Origin of the sequence: Nocardioides renjunii, assembly GCF_034661175.1 — a bacterium.
Taxonomy (GTDB): Bacteria; Actinomycetota; Actinomycetes; order Propionibacteriales; family Nocardioidaceae; genus Nocardioides; species Nocardioides renjunii.
The window spans coordinates 308,920-326,790 of sequence record NZ_CP141058.1; the positions used below are offsets into that span (position 1 = coordinate 308,920).

The 17,871-nt window shown below is 74.3% G+C and carries 19 protein-coding genes; 10 read left to right on the forward strand and 9 right to left on the reverse strand.

Annotation, left to right across the window (positions count from 1 at the left end; genetic code table 11):
- Positions 1-4 precede the first annotated feature (4 nt).
- Entirely contained in the window at positions 5-655 is a 651-nt protein-coding gene (locus tag SHK17_RS01380) for a response regulator transcription factor (protein WP_322425734.1), read from the reverse strand.
- Positions 652-2,709 (reverse strand): sensor histidine kinase, encoded by a 2,058-nt coding sequence (locus SHK17_RS01385; protein ID WP_322920824.1) that lies wholly within the window; start codon positions 2,707-2,709, stop codon positions 652-654. Before SHK17_RS01385 ends, SHK17_RS01380 begins: the two co-directional genes overlap by 4 nt.
- A 179-nt stretch (positions 2,710-2,888) precedes the next feature.
- Between SHK17_RS01385 and SHK17_RS01390 the strand changes: the two genes are divergently transcribed.
- Positions 2,889-3,509, forward strand: coding sequence for a hypothetical protein (locus tag SHK17_RS01390; protein ID WP_322425732.1), 621 nt, complete (start codon positions 2,889-2,891; stop codon positions 3,507-3,509).
- Between the two features lie 78 nt (positions 3,510-3,587).
- On the opposite strand, the gene SHK17_RS01395 is transcribed toward SHK17_RS01390, so the two are convergent.
- The 4 genes from SHK17_RS01395 to SHK17_RS01410 all read right to left on the reverse strand — a co-directional run bounded on the left by SHK17_RS01395 (position 3,588) and on the right by SHK17_RS01410 (position 8,852).
- A complete protein-coding gene (locus tag SHK17_RS01395) occupies positions 3,588-6,002 on the reverse strand; it encodes an ABC transporter permease (protein WP_322920825.1) in 2,415 nt (804 codons plus the stop codon).
- Positions 6,002-6,748 carry an ABC transporter ATP-binding protein gene (locus SHK17_RS01400; protein WP_322920826.1) on the reverse strand — a complete coding sequence of 249 codons (747 nt, stop codon included), beginning with the start codon at positions 6,746-6,748 and terminating at the stop codon, positions 6,002-6,004. Before SHK17_RS01400 ends, SHK17_RS01395 begins: the two co-directional genes overlap by 1 nt.
- A gap of 275 nt (positions 6,749-7,023) precedes the next feature.
- Entirely contained in the window at positions 7,024-7,704 is a 681-nt protein-coding gene (locus tag SHK17_RS01405) for a response regulator transcription factor (protein WP_322920827.1), read from the reverse strand.
- A complete protein-coding gene (locus tag SHK17_RS01410) occupies positions 7,701-8,852 on the reverse strand; it encodes a sensor histidine kinase (RefSeq protein ID WP_322920828.1) in 1,152 nt (383 codons plus the stop codon). Before SHK17_RS01410 ends, SHK17_RS01405 begins: the two co-directional genes overlap by 4 nt.
- Before the next feature lie 91 nt (positions 8,853-8,943).
- Here SHK17_RS01410 and SHK17_RS01415 point away from each other — a divergent pair, with 91 nt between their 5' ends.
- From SHK17_RS01415 to SHK17_RS01435, 5 genes are read left to right on the forward strand one after another with little or no spacing between them, the layout of a single operon-like run.
- Positions 8,944-9,099, forward strand: a complete 156-nt coding sequence (locus tag SHK17_RS01415; protein ID WP_322920829.1) for a hypothetical protein — start codon at positions 8,944-8,946, stop codon at positions 9,097-9,099.
- Position 9,100: 1 nt separating this feature from the next.
- The gene (locus tag SHK17_RS01420) at positions 9,101-9,556 is read left to right on the forward strand and encodes a RidA family protein (RefSeq protein ID WP_322920830.1); all 456 of its coding nucleotides are present in this window, start codon (positions 9,101-9,103) and stop codon (positions 9,554-9,556) included.
- 6 nt (positions 9,557-9,562) lie between these two features.
- A complete protein-coding gene (locus SHK17_RS01425; RefSeq protein WP_322920831.1) occupies positions 9,563-10,447 on the forward strand; it encodes an NUDIX hydrolase in 885 nt (294 codons plus the stop codon).
- Positions 10,444-11,253, forward strand: coding sequence for an MBL fold metallo-hydrolase (locus SHK17_RS01430; protein WP_322920832.1), 810 nt, complete (start codon positions 10,444-10,446; stop codon positions 11,251-11,253). Before SHK17_RS01425 ends, SHK17_RS01430 begins: the two co-directional genes overlap by 4 nt.
- 38 nt (positions 11,254-11,291) lie before the next feature.
- On the forward strand, positions 11,292-11,828 hold the full coding sequence (locus SHK17_RS01435; RefSeq protein ID WP_322920833.1) for a TIGR03086 family metal-binding protein: 537 nt from the start codon (positions 11,292-11,294) through the stop codon (positions 11,826-11,828).
- Between the two features lie 155 nt (positions 11,829-11,983).
- Here the strand turns inward: SHK17_RS01435 and SHK17_RS01440 are convergent, their stop codons facing one another.
- The 3 genes from SHK17_RS01440 to SHK17_RS01450 form a co-directional block, all read right to left on the reverse strand.
- A complete protein-coding gene (locus SHK17_RS01440; protein WP_322920834.1) occupies positions 11,984-13,192 on the reverse strand; it encodes a TolB-like translocation protein in 1,209 nt (402 codons plus the stop codon).
- Positions 13,189-13,686 carry a SigE family RNA polymerase sigma factor gene (locus SHK17_RS01445; RefSeq protein ID WP_322920835.1) on the reverse strand — a complete coding sequence of 166 codons (498 nt, stop codon included), beginning with the start codon at positions 13,684-13,686 and terminating at the stop codon, positions 13,189-13,191. Before SHK17_RS01445 ends, SHK17_RS01440 begins: the two co-directional genes overlap by 4 nt.
- 78 nt (positions 13,687-13,764) lie before the next feature.
- Positions 13,765-14,442 carry a Crp/Fnr family transcriptional regulator gene (locus SHK17_RS01450; RefSeq protein ID WP_056601912.1) on the reverse strand — a complete coding sequence of 226 codons (678 nt, stop codon included), beginning with the start codon at positions 14,440-14,442 and terminating at the stop codon, positions 13,765-13,767.
- Between the two features lie 223 nt (positions 14,443-14,665).
- On the opposite strand from SHK17_RS01450, the gene nth reads away from it, so the two are divergent.
- The 4 genes from nth to SHK17_RS01470 are packed head-to-tail and all read left to right on the forward strand — an operon-like array spanning position 14,666 to position 17,870.
- On the forward strand, positions 14,666-15,322 hold the full coding sequence (gene nth, locus SHK17_RS01455) for an endonuclease III (RefSeq protein WP_322425755.1): 657 nt from the start codon (positions 14,666-14,668) through the stop codon (positions 15,320-15,322).
- Entirely contained in the window at positions 15,319-15,939 is a 621-nt protein-coding gene (locus SHK17_RS01460) for a TlpA family protein disulfide reductase (protein WP_322920836.1), read from the forward strand. The genes nth and SHK17_RS01460 overlap by 4 nt, the downstream gene beginning before the upstream one ends.
- On the forward strand, positions 15,936-16,691 hold the full coding sequence (locus tag SHK17_RS01465) for an NUDIX hydrolase (protein WP_322920837.1): 756 nt from the start codon (positions 15,936-15,938) through the stop codon (positions 16,689-16,691). The genes SHK17_RS01460 and SHK17_RS01465 overlap by 4 nt, the downstream gene beginning before the upstream one ends.
- Before the next feature lie 3 nt (positions 16,692-16,694).
- Positions 16,695-17,870 carry a MarP family serine protease gene (locus tag SHK17_RS01470; protein ID WP_322920838.1) on the forward strand — a complete coding sequence of 392 codons (1,176 nt, stop codon included), beginning with the start codon at positions 16,695-16,697 and terminating at the stop codon, positions 17,868-17,870.
- Position 17,871 lies beyond the last annotated feature (1 nt).

A 17,871-nucleotide genomic window follows, 5' to 3' on the forward strand; every position in this document is an offset into this window, starting at 1 on the left:
GTCGTCACCCCTGGCGGCCCAGTCCGGCGTCGCGGGCCCGGATGATGACGTCCGCGCGGTCGGTCGCCTGCAGCTTGGCGAGGATGCTGGTGATGTTGTTGCGGATGGTCTTGGGGGACAGGAAGAGCTGCTGGGCGATCTGGGCGTTGTTGCGCCCGGCGGCGATCAGGTCGAGCACTTCGGTCTCCCGCTCGGTGAGCTCGGGGAACGGACGCTCCGGGCGGGCCGTCGGCGCGAGCACCTCGGCGATCCGGGCGGCCAGCGAGGCGCCGAACACGACCCCGCCCCCGTGGACCGTCGACACGGCGCGCACGATCTCGTCCTGGTCGGCCCCCTTGCGGAGGTAGCCCCGCGCTCCCGCGCGCAGCGCGGAGAGCACGGTGCCGTCGTCCTCGCCCATCGTGAGCACCAGCACGCCCACGCCGGGGTGGGCCGCGACGGCCGCGCGGGTGGCGTCGATGCCGTTCATCACCGGCATCTGCACGTCCATGATCACCACGTCGGGACGGTGCTCCTCGACCAGCCTGACGGCCTCGGCGCCGTCGGCGGCACGGGCGACGACCTCCATCCCGGGCAGCGGGGCCAGCAGGGACGCGAGCCCGTCGCGGAAGACGGGGTGGTCGTCGACGACGAGCAGCCGGATGGGATCGGTCACGGGATGGTCCTCCCTGGCACAGGTACGCGCCCAGTCTCGTCCCTCGCCGCGCCGTAGGGCAGCACCGCGCGCACCGTGGTGCCGCCGGACGCGGGGCAGACCACCTCGCAGCGCCCGCCGAGCTCCTCGGCGCGCTCGCGCAGCGACAGCAGGCCGACCCCGGCGGTGACGTCCGGGCCGATGCCGCGGCCGTCGTCGGCGACCTCGACCTCCAGCGCCGACGTACCGGCCAGCAGGCGTACCCGGGCCCGGCTGGCCCCCGCGTGGCGGACCACGTTGGTGAGCGACTCCGCGACGATGCGGTAGGCCGCGACCTCGACGGCGGCCGGCAGCCCCGTCGTCCCCTCGGCCTCGACCTCCACGTCGACCTCCGGGCGGACCCGGTCGGCCTGCTGGCGCACGGCGGCCTCGAGGCCCAGGTCGTCCAGGGCGGGCGGTCGCAGGTCGTGCACGAGCCGGCGTACGTCGTCCAGCGCCTCGCCGATCTCGGTGCGGGCCAGGGCGACGAGCTCGCGAGCACGGTCGGGGTCGTCGTCGATGGCGTTGCCCGCGGCCTGGAGCCGGAGGGCGACGCCACCCAGCGCGGGGCCGAGGCCGTCGTGGAGGTCGCGGCGGATGCGCCGCCGGTCGTCCTCCCGGCCGAGCACGAGCCGTTCGCGGCTCTCCTGCAGCTCGGTGGCGAGCAGCCGCGCCCGGACCGCCACCGCGGCCTGGCGGACGAGGTCGACCAGCAGGCCCTGGTCCCGCTGGGACAGCTTGGAGCGGAAGCCCTGGGCCGGCAGGACGAGGCGGCCGACGCGCTCGCCCTGGTAGGCGATGTCGATCTCCTGCACCTCGACGGGTGCGGTGCCGTGGGACGCCGAGAGCACGCCGCCGTCGGGCGCCACCACCTCCACGCGCACGTGGCCGACCTTGAAGGTCTCGGCGAACGCGCCGGCGAGGGCCGGCAGCTGCTCGTCCACCGTGCCGGTGGTCTCCAGCCGGGCGGCGAGCGCGGACACCGCGCCGTACCGGTCGCCGCGACGCCCCAGCAGCGCGCGGCGCACGAGCCCGCCCAGCCACGTGCGCAGCGGGCTGTAGACGACCACGGCGAGGACCAGCACGACGAGGGTGACGTCGCGCTCGTCGAGCTGCTCCCCGAGCAGGGTGGTGCCCGCGGCCAGCACGGCGAGGTCGACCACCACGACGACGCCGGCGACGGCGGCCGTGGTGAGCGTCCACGCGACCAGGGCGTCGACGTCGCCGAGCCCGGGTCGGAGCAGGCCGACGGAGACCGAGACGGCGAGCGCCGCCACCGCCAGGCCGAGGAGGACGGTGGTGACGGTGCCCCCGACCGACAAGGTGGCGCCGGCCAGCACCACCAGCACGCACATGATGCCGGCCCACAGCAGCCACTTGAGCTGCGTACGCTCACGGGCGTCGGCGTGCCGGTGCCGCACCCACACCATCGCCACGGCACCGATGACCGAGCCGAAGGTCAGCAGCTGGGCGACCCGCAGGGCGGTCGCGGCCGTGGCGTCGGAGACCGGCAGGTCGACCAGCTCGGTCGACCCGACCGGCTCCCCGGCGGAGAACACCACGGGGTCCGGGGCGAGCAGCAGCATCACCGGCAGCGCGAGCGAGGCACAGGCGACGACCATGGCGACGGTCCGCCAGCGGCCGCCCAGCAGCCGTCCGGTGGGGTAGAGCAGGAGCAGCAAGACCAGGCCGGACAGCAGGAACGCGCCCATGCGGGCGACGAACCAGTAGCCCAGGTCGGTGCCGGGCAGGTCGCGGGCCAGGCTGAACGGCACCCAGCCGTAGAGCGTGCCGTCGAGGGTCCACCAGCAGGCGACCACGCCGAGGAGGCGGCCGACGGCGTCACCGGGCCGGTGCACGAGCACCACCACAGCCGCGACGGCCAGCAGCAGCCCGGGGACCGCGGTGGTGGTGGCCTGCTCGGTGGAGGCGGCGGCGCGCTCGGCGCCCGTGGTGGCGAGGTCGAGCCAGAGGGAGGCGGCGACCGCGGCGAGGCAGATCACGGCGATCGCGACGGGCTCGAAGACCTTCCTCACGCGAGCAGTATCACCGCGGAGGGGTCCCGTCGTCCCGGGACCGAGGTCCCTCGTCCACGGGACCCGGCGACGGGACCGACGTCGGGACGCTCCTCCCTGACCGGCGGGTCACCGGGTCCGCGAAGGTCGGGGGGTGCCGCAGACAGCGGCCCCGTCCCTGCCACCGAAGGATCCCGATCGTGACCGTCTCGCACTCACCCGCCCCCGCCCGCTCCGACGTCGCCGCCGCCGCGAACGGCACCGCGACCCCCACCCGTCCCTACGCTGTCCACGGCCTGGTGCTCACCACCGGCGCGCTGGCGTGGGCCGCGACGATGGCCGTCGTCGGCCTGGACCCGCAGACCCGCGGTGCCGAGCTGGCGTTCTCGCTGTCCTCCGGCCTCTTCCAGGTCGGCCTGTTGTTCCTCCTCCGCACGCTGTGGCGGACCCGTGCGCTCGGCGTCGGCCGGCTGGCCCGGGCCGTGCTGCGCGTGGAGGCCGCCGCCGTCCTGCTCGCGATCTGCTCCACCGCCGGCGACGGCCTGGGGCTCACCGACATGGACCAGGTCGGGTGGCTGCTCCTCGACGCGTTCTGGCCGCTGTCGATGCTCGGCATGTTCCTCATCGGCATCCGCATCGCCATCGCGGGTCGGTGGCGGGGCGTCACCCGCTTCTGGCCCATGGTCGCCGAGAGCTGGGCCGTGGTGACCATCCCGGCGCTCGGCATCTTCGGCGAGACCGTCGGTCACGCGGTCGCCTGCCTCCACCTGGTCGTCGGCTACGCCGTGCTCGGCGTGCTGGTGGCGCGCAAGACGGATTGAGGCACTGACGACAGGCCCCGGACCCCTCCCCCGAGGAGGTCCGGGGCCCGTGCCGTGCCCGGGCGACCCTGTCGGCCCTCAGTCCAGGGCCAGGCCCGCCGCCGGGGTGACCCGTGCGGCCTTGCGCGCCGGTACGACGCACGCGGCGAGGCCGGCGAGGGCCGCCACGACGGCGACACCGCCCACCTGCAGCACCGGCACCGTCAGCCGGGCGTCGTCGACGACGCTCGCGATCAGCACCTGCACGCCGACCCAGGCGAACACCAGCCCGAGCGCCGTGCCGAGCAGCGTCGCGACCGCCGACAGCAGCAGTCCCTCGGTCGCCATCGCCCGCCGCAGCTGCGTACGGGTCAGGCCCATCGCGCGGAGCAGGGCGTTCTCCCGGCCGCGCTCGAGCACCGAGAGGCCCAGCGTGTTGGCGATGCCGACGAGCGCGATCACGATGGCGATCGCGAGGAGGCCGACGACCGCGCCGGTCAGGACGTCGACCTGGAGGCCGACCCACGCCCGCTGGGAGTAGCCGCCGTCGAGCCCGGCGCCGCTGGCGCCGGCGAGCGCGGCCAGGTCACCGCGGAGGTCCTCGGCGTCCGCACCGTCGGTGGCGCGGACCCACAGAGCCGTCGGCTGCGGCGACGCGTCGAGCGCGGCGAGCGTGGCCGCGGAGACGAGACCGGCGCGGCCCCACCCGCTGGCCGGCTCGACCTCCAGCGTGCGCTCCCGGCCGTCGACGACCACGGTGGCGTCGAGGTCCCTCCACACGCGGTCGCCCACCTTGCCCGGCAGCTCGTCGATGACGTCGGAGGGCAGCACGAGCACCCCGTCGGCCGGCGCGAGATCGTCGAGCCCGCGCACCACGTCGAGCCCCTGCGGGACCGCGGCCACAGGCAGCTCGACGCCCGCGATGGTGGCGATCGTGCCGTCGAGCACGGCCGAGTCGGCGACCCCGGTGACCGCCGTCGTCCGCTCGGCGAGGTCTGCCTCGAGCGGGCCGTCGACCGCCGTGATCGTCGCGTCGAGCGGGTGCGAGGTGTCCATCTCCCGGTCGAGCTCCGTGCGCGAGGAGGCCAGCCCGGTGAGGACGGCCGTGGTGAGGGTGACGCCGATGAGCAGCGACGCGGCGGTGGTCGCCGTACGCCTCGGGTTGCGCACCGCGTTGCCCGTCGCGAGGGTGCGCACCGGACCGCTTCCGGCCAGCCGGCCGACGAGGCGGATGAGCGCCGGCACCAGGACGGGTCCGAGCAGGAGCACGCCGACGAAGGCGCCAGCGCCGCCGACGAGCATCACCGGCACGGCCTGCGTGGCCACCGAGACGGCCATCCCCGCCGTGCCTGCGACCAGGAGGAGCACGGCAAACGCGAGCCGCCAGCGGCCGGCGGCGGAGCGTACGTCGACGCCCGTGTCGGGCCGCAGCGCTGCCAGCGGCGCCACCTTGGTCGCGGCGCGCGTGGGCAGCCAGGCAGCGAGGAGCGTGACGAGGAGGCCGATGGCGAAGCCGCCTCCGGTCCACACCGGGTCGAGACGCGCGGCACCCATGTCGGCGAACCAGTGCCGCACGAGCGCGACGAGGCCGTAGCCCGACGCCGCGCCGACGGCGACGCCGGCGAGCGACGCCACGACGCCGAGCGCGAACGCCTCGAGCCGCACCGCCCGGCGGAGCTGGCGCCGGGTGACGCCGACGCACCGCAGCAGGGCGAAGTCGCGCTGGCGCTGGGCGAAGAGGATGGCGAACGTGTTGGCGATGACCATCACGCCGACGAACAGCGCGATGAAGACGAAGATCAGCGCCATCACGGCGAGCACGTCGACGCCGCGCGAGATCTCGGCCTGCCGGGCCGCGACCCAGTCGTCGGCCGACTCGACGGTCGAGCCGGGCGCGACCGTCGACGCGAACTCCTCGGAGCCGCCCCAGGCGACCGACTCCACCCACAGCGTCGCGCGGAACCCCTCGAGCACCTCCCACGGCACGTAGAGCGAGGCGCCCATCGCGGGCGGGCTGTCGACCAGGCCGACGACCTCGACGTCGGCGGCGGCCGCGCCGGTCCCGATCGTGACGACGTCGCCCAGGCCGACCCCGGTGCTCTTGGCCGCGTTGGCGTCGGCCACCGCCTCCCCGGCGGCGTCGGGGAACCGGCCGTCCTCGAGCTCCTGCCACTGCAGGGCCGGGTCGAGGGACACCTCGGCGATGTCGGCCGTCGCCGCGAGCTGGACGCCGTCGCGGGCGACGGTCTCCATGGCGTAGCCCAGCGAGAGCGCGGGGACGCCCTCCTCGGCGGCGGCGTCGATGAGCCGCGTGGCGTCGCGGGCCCGGTCGACGGTGACGACACGGTCGACCGCCGCGACGGGCGCGCCGACGTCCGCGGTCAGCCCGGCGCGGGTCGCGCCCGTCAGCATCCCGGTGACGACGACGAAGGCGACGCCGATGACCACGGCGAGCGCGGCGGCGACGTACCTGCGCGTGTGGTGGCGCAGCGAGGCGAGCAGGACGCTGCGCATCAGGCGCTCCGTCCCCGCAGTGCGGCGACCAGCTCGTCCTGGCCGGGCCGGGTGAGGTGGGCGGTGACGACGCCGTCGTGGATGACCACCACGTCGTCGGCGTAGGCCGCCGCGTCGAGCTCGTGGGTGACCATGACGACGGTCATGCCGAGCTCGCGCACCGAGCGCCGCAGGTGCCCGAGCACCTCGGCGCTCGCCTCGCTGTCGAGGTTGCCTGTGGGCTCGTCGGCGAAGACGATGTCGGGCTGCGTGACCAGCGCGCGGGCGATCGCGACGCGCTGCTGCTGGCCGCCGGACAGCTGGCTCGGCAGGTGGTCGAGGCGGTCGGCGAGGCCCAGCACGCCGACGACCTGGTCGTGGCGCTCGCGGTCCACGGGACGGCCGGCGAGCTCGAGCGGGAGCACGATGTTCTGCCCCGCGGTGAGCATGGGCAGCAGGTTGAAGGCCTGGAACACGAAGCCGATGTGCTCGCGCCGGAAGAGGGTGAGGGCGGTGTCGTCGAGGCCGGCGAGGTCGCGACCGGCGACGGTGACCGTGCCCGACGTGGCGGCGTCGAGCCCGGCGAGGCAGTGCATCAGTGTGGACTTGCCGGAGCCGCTCGGGCCCATGATCGCGGTGAACCGGCCGGCGGGCAGGTCGAGGTCGACGCCGCGGAGGGCGTGCACCGTGTTGTCGCCGCTGCCGTAGGTGCGGGTGAGGCCGCGGGCGCTCGCGGCGGTGGTGGCGTCGGCCAGCAGGGGGGTCATCGGGGTGCTCGTGGGTGTGGTCGTGGGTGTCGTCGTGGGTGTCGTCCTCATGGGGGCAACGCTCGTCGTCGCGGGCCTCGCGATCGTCGGCCCTCGGCACGGACCCGGGGTCCGTCCGCAGGTGGACGGGGCGTGGTGGCGTACGACCCTGGGAGGACGCGACGGCCGGACTTTGCACCCGAGTTCCGTGCTTATCGGTAGAGATCTCCACCTGTAAGTGGGGCGGTCACCGGATATCCGGGGACTCCAGACGGCCGGCCCGCCCGGCCAAGACCTCAGGCCCGGACCAACCCCGACTCGTAGCCGAGCACTACGAGCTGGACCCGGTCGCGCGAGCCGGTCTTGGCGAGGATCCGGCCGACGTGGGTCTTCACGGTGGTCTCGGCGACCACGAGCTCGGCCGCGATCTCGGTGTTGCTGAGGCCGCGGGCGATGAGGGTGAGCACCTCCACCTCGCGCTCGGTGAGCAGCGCCAGCCGGTCGTCGGTGGTCGCCGCCGCAGCGGGGTCGGGCAGGGCGGCGAAGTGGTCGAGCAGCCGGCGGGTGGTGCTCGGCGCGACGACGGCGTCGCCGGCCTGCACCGCCCGGATGGCGCCGAGGAGGTCGGGTGGCGCGGCGTCCTTGAGCAGGAAGGCCGAGGCGCCGGCGCGGATCGCGGCGAAGGCGTACTCGTCGAGGTCGAAGGTGGTCAGCACGATCACCCGGGGCGGCGCGTCGGTCGCGAGCAGCCGCCGGGTGGTCTCGACCCCGTCGAGCCGCGGCATCCGGACGTCCATCAGGACGACGTCGGCGGTGGTGACGGCCAGCCGCTCGAGCGCCTCGCCGCCGTCGCCGGCCTCGCCGACGACGACCATGTCGTCCTGGCTCTCCACGAGCATCCGGAACCCCGCGCGCACCATCTGCTGGTCGTCGACGAGGAAGACGCGGACGGGCGCTGCTGCTGGTCCCTCGGTCACAGCGGCAGCCTCGCAGACACCGCGAACCCGCCGCCCGCCGCCGGTCCGGCCTCCAGCGTCCCGCCGTGGACCGCGGCGCGCTCGCGCATGCCGACCAGGCCGAGCCCGTGCCCGTCGGTGTCCGCCGCGGCACCGCGCCCGTCGTCGCGCACCTCGACCTCGACCGCTCGGCCCACGGCGAGGCGTACCCGCACCGTCGCGCCGGGGCCGGCGTGCTTGCGGACGTTGGTGAGGGCCTCCTGCACGATGCGGTAGGCCGCCAGCGCGACGCCGTCGGGCACCTCCGGCACGGGCGCCGGCAGGTCGGCCTCGACCCGCGTCCCCGCCGCGCGTGCCTCGTCGACGAGGTGGCGTACGTCGCCGAGCCCGGGCTGCGGCGCGACGCCGGTGTCGCCGTCGCGGAGCAGCCCCAGCAGCCGTCGCATCTCGGTGAGCGCCTCCCGGCCGGCCGTGGAGATCGTCTCCAGGGTGCCCACCGCGACCCCGGGGTCCTTGGCGGCGGCGTAGCGGGCGCCGTCGGCCTGGATGACGATGACCGACAGCCCGTGGGCGACCACGTCGTGCATCTCGCGGGCGATGCGCGACCGCTCGTCGCGCGCCGCCAGCTCGACCTCGCGCTCGGCCATCCGCTCGGCCTGCTCGGCGCGCGCGACCAGCGAGGCGACGTACCTCTCCCGCTCCTGCGCGGCGAAGCCGAGCGCCCACGCGGCGGTGACGATGGCGCTGATCGTCACGGTGTAGGGCGCGAGGTTGGCGACGGTCAGCTCGCCGGCTCCGAAGCCGAGGATCCAGCGCACCGCCGCGACCACGGCGCCGGCATAGCCGACCAGGAGCGCGGTCACCGACTGCCACCGCGGCGACCAGCGGGCGACGGAGTAGACCGCGACGGGGAAGACGAGCTGGCCGACGATGGGCTCGGCCTCCACCGCGGCCTGGAGGACGCTGGCACCTGCCACCGCCAGGAACACCGGCCACGGGTGCCGGCGGCGCCACAGCAGCGGCACGGCCTCCACGACGGTGAGCAGCGCCGCGACCGGCTGGCCCGCCGCGGCGTGGCCGACGCCGCCGAGGACGAGCACGACACCGACGAGCAGGCGGTCGAACCACAGCCGCGCGCGCGGGCCCAGCCGCCACGGGTGCTCGTCCATGGTGCGGACGATAGACGGAGCCGACGGGCGCCGCGTCAGTCCGCGGGAGGACGTCTGCCCGTGCGGATGGGCCCCGAGTAGGGTGCGAGCCATGACGAAGTGGGAATACCAGGTGGCGCCGATTCCGCTCCACAACGAAGCGCTGATGCTCAACAACTTCGGCCAGGACGGCTGGGAGCTGGTGGCCATCCACACCAACGCCCAGGGTGGACTCATCGCCTTCCTCAAGCGCCCGGGCCAGGGCTGACGTGGGCGCCGAGGCACGCCTGGCCGAGCTGGGCATCACCGTTCCCGAGGTCGTCCCGCCGGTCGCGGCCTACCAGCCCACCGCCCGCACCGGGAACCTGGTCTTCACCGCGGGCCAGCTGCCCGCCCGCGACGGCGAGATGATCGCCGTCGGCAAGGTCGGCGGAGAGGTCACCGAGGAGCAGGGCTACGAGTGCGCGCGCCAGTGCGCCCTCAACGCTCTCGCCGCGGTCAAGGCGGAGATCGGCTCGCTCGACGACGTGAAGCGGGTCGTCAAGGTCGTCGTCTTCGTGGCCTCGACGCCCGACTTCACCGGTCAGCCCAAGGTCGCCAACGGTGCGTCGGAGCTGCTCGGCGAGGTCTTCGGCGAGGCCGGCAAGCACGCCCGCTCGGCCGTCGGCGTGCCGGTGCTGCCGATGGACGTGCCGGTCGAGGTCGAGATCATCGTCGAGGTCTGATCGCCCATGGCCAGCGTGGAGCGGTTGCCGCTTCCCGACGCCCTCGTCGCGCAGGCCCGGTCGTACGCCGAGGGCGGCGCCACGCCGGCCGAGCCGCGCGACGCGGCCACGGTCGTGCTGCTGCGGCCGGGGGCGGACGGCGCCGCGTCGTCCGGTCCCGAGGTCTACCTGCTGAGGCGTCAGACGTCGATGGCCTTCGCCGGCGGGATGTGCGTCTTCCCCGGCGGCGGCGTCGACCCGCGCGACTTCGACGACGAGCTGGTCGACCGCGGTCTGTGGGCCGGGCCGTCGCCCGCGGAGTGGGCCGCGCGCCTGTGGTGCGACGAGCCGAGGGCCCGTGCGCTGGTGTGCGCCGCCGTGCGCGAGACCTTCGAGGAGTCGGGCGTCCTCCTTGCGGGGGCGGGTGCCGACGAGGTGGTCGCCGACACCACCGGTGACGACTGGGAGGCCGACCGGGTCGCGCTCGAGACGCGCGAGCTGTCGCTGACGGCCTTCCTCGAGAAGCGGTCGCTGGTGCTCCGCACCGACCTGCTCGGGCCGTGGTCGGGCTGGCTGACGCCCGTCTTCGAGCCGCGGCGCTACCGCACCTGGTTCTTCGTGGCGCGGCTGCCCGAGGGCCAGGTCACCCGCGACGTCTCGACCGAGTCGTCCTCCGTCACCTGGGCGGCCGCGCTCGACGCCGTCGCGCAGGTGGAGCAGCAGCAGATCATGATGCTCCCGCCGACCTGGCTGACCTGCCTCGAGGTGGGCCAGCACGCCGACCCCGACGCGGTGCTCGCCGCCGCGCGGGACCGGACCGTGGAAATGTTCATGCCGGAGGTCGTGGCCGACGGCGAGGACTTCATCCTCTCCACACCGCCCGCCTACGCCGACCTGATGGCTCGTCGATGACCTGGTCGGGAGGCGTCTTCGGGTCGACCGGGACGTGCGTGCTCGCGCCCAACGCCGGCCCGATGACGCTCGACGGCACCAACACCTGGGTGCTGCGCGACCCGGACTCGTCACGCTCCGTCGTGGTGGACCCGGGCCCGTCCACCGCGTCGCACCTCGACGCGATCGACGCCGCCGCGGGCGACGTGGCCGTGGTGCTGCTGACCCACCACCACGCCGACCACAGCGAGGCGGCCCGCGAGTACGCCGAGCGGCACGCGTGCGGCGTACGCGCCCTCGACCCGGCGCACCGCCTCGGCTCGGAGGGCCTCGGCGAGGGCGACGTCGTCGTGGTCGGCGGCCTCGAGGTCCACGTCGTGGCCACGCCCGGCCACACGGCCGACTCGCTGTCGTTCGTCGTCCCGCAGGACCGGGCGGTGCTCACCGGCGACACCGTGCTCGGCCGCGGCACCACGGTCGTCGCGCACCCCGACGGCCAGCTCGGCGCCTACCTCTCCTCGCTCCAGCGGCTGCACGCCCTGTGCGGCGAGCGGGGGATCACGACCGTGTGGCCCGGCCACGGCCCGGTGATCGACGACGCCCTCGGCGCGCTCGAGACCTACCTCGCGCACCGCGAGCAGCGGCTCGCCCAGGTGCGCGAGGCGCTGCGCGGGCTGCACGCGGCCGCGCGCGAGGGAGGGTCCTTCCCGCACGACACGCTGCCGCGGGCGATCGTCGAGGTCGTCTATGCCGACGTCGACCCGGTGCTGTGGGGCGCGGCGGAGCTGTCGGTGCGCGCCCAGCTGGCCTACCTCACCTCCTCCTGAGCGTTGCCGGTCCCGGCACGCCGCCCTAGCGTGGGCGGATGGCCGACATCCCGCGTCCCGTGACCGTCCTGTCCCGCGCCCTCGACCAGGCGCGCGCCGCCCTCACGACCCTCGACCCCGAGGACCTCGACCTGCCGACGCACTGCGGTGACTGGACCGTGCGCGACCTGGTCGGGCACCTGGTGGCCGCTCTGGGCAACTTCCTCGCGATGGCCCGCGGTGAGGAGGTGGACTGGTCGGCGGTCCCCGACGTGGCCGACGACCAGTGGGCCCAGCACTTCCGCGCCGACGCCGACCGCCTCGTGGAGCACTGGGCGGACCGCTCCGAGGACGAGGCGGGGATGGCGGACTGGCAGAGTGCCGAGATCGGGGTGCACACCTGGGACCTGCTCCGCGCGACGGGGCACTCGATGCCGCTCGACCCGGAGGTGGCCGAGCGCGGGCTGGCGTTCCTCCAGCAGGGCCTGACCGAAGAGAACCGGGCCGGCGCCTTCGGCCCGCCGGTCAGCGTCCCGGACGACGCACTGCCCTACGACCGGCTCGTCGCCTTCGCGGGGCGCGACCCGCGGGCCTGAGCCTGGCCGTCGTACGGACTGAACGGCTGTCGACCTGCCGCGGCTCCGCGTGAGCGATCGGGTGGCCCGAGCGTTCGGTCCGTCCGACGTGCCCGTCGGTAGTCCCCATCAAACGGGTCGTGCTGCGGCCCATCCGGCGACCCGTTCGATGGGGACTACCCCGCCAGGAACCGGCGCCCGAGCCACCGCAGCGCCAGCAGTACGGCGATCGCCGCAGCGACCCCGAGCCCGATGAACAGCGAGAGCTCGATCCCCAGCGGCCGTGGCGGGTCGTCGTCGGAGGGAGTGCCGAAGTCGTGGGTGAGCTGCTGGGAGGGATCGCCCGTCAGGTCCGGCACCAGGTCCACGGCGATGCTGAGCGACTCGACGGGCGGCAGGCGCGGCAGGAACTCGCGATAGGTCCACTCGGACTCCGGGCGGTCCGGCGAGGTGAAGATGGCCAGGCGCGGGTGCTCGACCACGTCGCTCTGCGTCGGGTCGACCACCGCCACGACGAGGTCGTCCTCGGCCCAGCCCAGCGGTCGCACCGTCGCGCCGTCCGGGTAGAGGTCGGTCGGGAGGACACGATCGATGCTCTCGCTCTCGGGCCCGCCGCCGGGGCCGTCGCCCTCCTGCAGGAACGGCGCGGCCGTGACGACGACGTCGGCGCGCATGGCGAGGATGTCGAGGTCGGGTGAGGGGATCCCGGTCACCGCGGGACGCTCCGCGACCGGGGTGGCGGGGGACTCCGACGGTCCCGTCGCGTCGATGTCCGCCGCCACCTCCTGGCCGTCGTGTGCGCCCTGCCACCTGAGGCGGACCGAGTCCGGCAGCCAGACGAGGGAGGCGACCTCGGCGCCACGACCTCCGTTGTGGTGGAACGTGACGATGTCGCCGGACTCCAGGTCGGCAATGGCGATGCGGCTCGGCGTCGACCACGCCAGGCGTCGTCCGTCCGGCGAGAGAGCAACCGCAGGCTCGCGCGACAGGGCCAGCTCCGGGTCGTCGAACGCGACGTGGTGGTAGCGCCCGTCCTCGGCGGTGATCACGCGGATGTGGTTGGAGACGAAGGCCACCGAGGCCCGCCCGATCGCGAGGTCGTCCTCGAACGGCTCGTTGGTGCCGTCGGTGATCCGGCTGGGGATGGCCCCGCCCGGCACCTCGCCGGACGCCGTACGCGCCTCCCGGTCGTCACCGACCACGAGGGAGGCGACTCCTCCGACGGAGACGATCAGCGCGAGCACCGCGGCGACCAGGAGGGCTTGGCCGCGGCGGCGGGCCGCCCGTCCGCGCTGCCACAGGTCGTCGGAGACGGGCAGCGGCTCCGCTGCGTCGGCGAGGCGGTGGAGGGTGCTGCGGAGGTCGGGGCCCGGCTGGATGGTCATGCGTCTGCTCCGATCAGCTCGGCCAGCTCCGGCGCGAGGGTGCGCAGCCGGGACAGGGCCTGGCGGGTCGTCGACTTCACGGTGCCGGCGGTGATGCCGAGCGCGCGCGCGGTCTCGACCTCGGTGAGGTCCTCGTAGAAGCGCAGCACCAGCACGGTGCGCTGCTTGGCGGTCAGGCGCGCGAGCGCCTCGTCGAGGGTGAGCCGCAGGTCGGCGTCCGCGAGCCGCGCCGCGCCGTCGTGGGACAGCAGCGGCGTCTCGACCAGCTTTCGTCGGCGCCACCACGAGATGTTCTGGTGGTACATCGCCCGGCGTACGTAGGCCTCCGGCGAGGTGTGGATGCGCCGCCAGTGCTTCGCCGCCTGCAGCAGCGCGGCCTGCACCAGGTCCTGGGCCAGGTGGTGGTCACCCGTGAGCAGGTAGGCCGTGCGCGACAGCGCCGCGCCGCGCGCGGTCACGAAGGCATCGAAGCCTGCCTCGTCGTCCGTGATCATCTCGACCCCCTTCACGACGTACGACGCCCGCGGGCGGCGCTTCGGGGGTCAGTGCGGCGGAGAAAGTCGGGAGGAGGTTCAGCGGGCGCGGCGCGAGAGCCGCTCGAGGTCCATGATGACCACGGAGCGGGGCTCGAGGCGCAGCCAGCCGCGCGAGGCGAAGTCGGCGAGGGCCTTGTTGACCGTCTCGCGGGAGGCGCCGACCAGCTGGGCGAGCTCCTCCTGCGTGAGGTCGTGGTGCACGTGGACGCCGTCGTCGGCGGTGCGGCCGAACCGGTCGGCGAGGTCGAGCAGCGCCTTGGCGACGCGGCCGGGGACGTCGGAGAAGACCAGGTCGGCGACGACGTCGTTGGACTTGCGCAGGCGTCCGGCGAGCTGCGACAGCAGGCCACGCGCGACCTGGGGGCGGCCCTCGAGCCACTTGAGCAGGTCGTCGTGGGACAGCGAGGCGAAGGTGGCATCGGTGACGGCCGTGACGGTCGCCGAGCGCGGACCCGGGTCGAAGAGCGAGAGCTCGCCGAACATCTGGCCAGGACCCATGATGGCGAGCAGGTTCTCGCGGCCGTCGGAGGACGAGCGGCCGAGCTTCACCTTGCCCTCGGTGACGACGTAGAGCTTGTCGCCCGAGTCGCCCTCGTGGAAGAGGACGTCGCCACGACGGAGCGTGGTCTCGGCCATCGAACCGCCCAGTGCAGTCGCCGCCTCGTCGTCGAGCGAGCTGAACAGCGGTGCCTGCCGAAGCACGTCGTTGTCCACGTCATTCCTCCATGTAGGTGCGCCCCGTTGCGTGCCTCTTGCCGGACGGCCGGGATCGGCACGATCCTAGCCGTGGTCCGGGTCACAAGGGCCACTCCCACGGGTGTCGGCCCCGCATCGCGTCCGTTCGGGCGGTGTCGGAGGGCCACCGTAGGCTGAGCGCGTGCCTGCTCCGATCGTGCCCGTCAAGCCCAACACGTCGCTCGTGCGCCGGGCCCGCAAGATGGACCGCATCCTCGCCGAGACCTATCCCGACGCCGCGACCGAGCTCGACTTCACCAACCCCTTCGAGTGTCTCGTCGTGACGGTGGTCTCCGCGCAGACCACCGACCGGCGCGTCAACGCCGCCAGCCCGGCGCTGTTCGCGGCCTACCCGACGCCCGAGGCGATGGCCGCCGCCCCGCGCGAGCACATGGAGCAGCTGCTCGGCCCGCTGGGGTTCTTCCGGCAGAAGACCGAGTCGCTGCTCAAGCTCAGCCAGGCGCTGGTCGAGAGGTTCGACGGCCAGGTGCCGAGCAGGCTGGAGGACCTCGTCACCCTGCCCGGCGTGGGTCGCAAGACGGCCAACGTCGTCCGCGGCGAGGCGTTCGGGCTCCCGGGCATCACCGTCGACACCCACTTCGGCCGGCTGGCGCGCCGCTTCGGCTGGACCGAGGAGACCGACCCGGTCAAGGTCGAGCACGCCGTCGGCGCGCTGTTCCCCAAGCGCGACTGGACGCCGCTGTCGCAGCACCTCATCTGGCACGGCCGGCGCCGCTGCCACGCCAAGAAGCCCGCGTGCGGCGCTTGCCCCGTGGCGCGCCTCTGCCCCTCCTACGGCACCGGCCCCACCGACCCGGTCGAGGCGGAGAAGCTGGTCACCACCCAGGGACCTGCATGACCGAGCTCCTCGGCAGGACGCTCGCGACCCTGCTGCTCGCCGTCCCGCTGGCCGCGTGCTCGTCCGACGCCGGCGGGGTCGACGTACGCCCTCCCGACGTCGAGGTCGACACGCCGGCGCTGCGCGAGGTCAAGGCGCGCATCGGGATGGACGACTGCCGGCCCGGCACCGGTGAGCCCGTGGCGGGTGGGCTGCCCGAGGTGACCCTGCCGTGCCTCGGCGGCGGTCCCGACGTGGAGCTGTCGACGCTGCGCGGGCCGATGGTGATCAACCTCTGGCAGGCCAACTGCGGTCCGTGCCGCGAGGAGATGCCGGCGCTGGAGGAGTTCCACCAGCAGCACGCCGAGCAGGTGGCCGTGCTCGGCATCGACTTCAACGACGTCCACCCCGACGGCGCGCTCGCGCTGGCCGAGGAGACCGGGGCGACCTACCCCTCGATCGCCGACCCGGGCGGTGACCTGATGGCCGAGGAGACCTTCGCGATCGCCCGTCGTGGCCTGCCGGTCTTCCTCTTCGTCGACGCCGACGGCACGGTCGTCGGCCAGGACTCCGGCGGCGTGGCGTCGGTCGGCGAGGTCGAGGACCTCGTGGCCGAGCACCTCGGGATCGACCTGTGAGCGACCCGGCGGTCGGCAGCGCGCTGCCGACCTGGCTGTCCCCGGTCGTGGCGGCCGCCTCGACGATCACCGTCCACGAGCTCACCCGCTTCATGCCGCCCGACGACAGCGACCCCCGGCGCGGCGCCGTGCTGATGGTCTTCGCCGACCGTGAGGCCGACCCCACCACGCCGGACGACCTCGCCCACCGCGGCGAGCTGCTGCTCACCGAGCGCGCACACCACATGCGCTCCCACCCCGGCCAGGTGTCGTTCCCGGGCGGCTCGCTCGACGCGGGGGAGACGCCGGTGGAGGGGGCCCTGCGCGAGGCCCACGAGGAGATCGGGCTCGTGCCGTCGGAGGTCGAGGTCTTCGGCGAGCTGCCCGAGCTGTGGCTGCCGCCCAGCAACTTCGCGGTCACCCCGGTCCTCGGCTACTGGCGCGACCGCGGTGAGGTGCGCATCGCCAGCCCCGACGAGGTGCACGAGATCCACCACGTCGCGATCGCCGAGCTGCTCGACCCCGACAACCGGATCAACGTCCGCCACCCCAGCGGCTGGACCGGGCCGGGGTTCCTCATCGGGCCCGGGCGCGACGTCATCCTGTGGGGCTTCACGGCCGGGATCATCGCCCGGTTGTTCTCCTACCTCGGCTGGGGCGAGGACTGGGACCGGGCGCGGGTGCGTGACCTGCCGGACCACATGCTGCAAGGTGAACCCCGGCAGACCGACCTCGCCCCCGACCCGGCGCAGAACACCAAGCTCGAGGAGTAGCGCATGAACGTCCTCGACTGGTGCCTCGTCGCACTCGTGGGGATCTATGCCCTCTCCGGCTACTGGCAGGGCTTCATCACCGGCGCCTGCGCCACCGCCGGCCTGCTCCTCGGCGGCCTGGTCGGCATCTGGGCCGCGCCGCTCGCGCTCGGCGACGCCGCCCCGTCGCTGTGGGTCTCCCTCGGCGCGCTCTTCATCGTGATCGTCTCGGCGTCGCTGGGACAGGCTGTCCTGCAGTACGTCGGCGCCAAGATCCGCGACCGCATCACCTGGCAGCCGATCCGGGCAGTGGACGCGATCGGCGGCTCGGTGCTGAGCGCGGTCGCCGTGCTCCTCGTCGCCTGGGCGCTCGGCGTCGCGGTCTCCGGCACCCGCATCGGCGCGATCACGCCGCTGGTGCGCGACTCCACGATCCTGGCCGAGGTCAACCGCACGCTGCCGTCGGACTCCAGCAAGGTCCTGCAGACCTTCAACAACGTGGTCGGCACGACGTTCTTCCCGCGCTACCTCGAGCCGTTCGCCCCTGAGCGCATCGTCGCCGTCAAGCCCGGCGACCCGCGCATGCTCACCGACCCCGACGTCCTCGCCGCCGAGAGCAGCGTGGTCAAGGTGCGCGGCGCCAACGGCTGCGGCAGCGGCGTCGAGGGCACCGGCTTCTTCTACGCGCCCGGGCGCCTGATGACCAACGCCCACGTCGTCGCGGGCGTGACCCGCCCCGAGGTCGAGGTCGCCGGGTCCTCGGTGGTCGCGTCGGTCGTGCTCTACGACGCCGACCTCGACGTCGCCGTCCTCTCGCTGCCCGACGGCGGCGTGCCGCCGCTGGCCTTCGACACCGAGGTCCGGCCCCGAGACCCGGTGGCGGTCCTCGGCTACCCCGAGGACGGTCCCTACGACGTCCAGTCCGGCCGGGTGCGCTCCGAGCAGCGGTTGCGCTCGCCCGACATCTACGGCGAGGGCACGGTCATCCGGCAGGTCTTCTCCCTGCGCGGGCTGATCCGGCCCGGCAACTCCGGCGGGCCGATCATCACCTCGGCCGGTGACGTGGCCGGCGTCGTCTTCGCCGCGTCGGTCAGCGACCCGGACACCGGCTACGCACTGACCGCCGACCAGGTCGCCGAGGCTGCGGCGTCGGGCCTGTCGCGGCAGGCGCCGGTCGACACCGGGACCTGCGTGCGCTGAG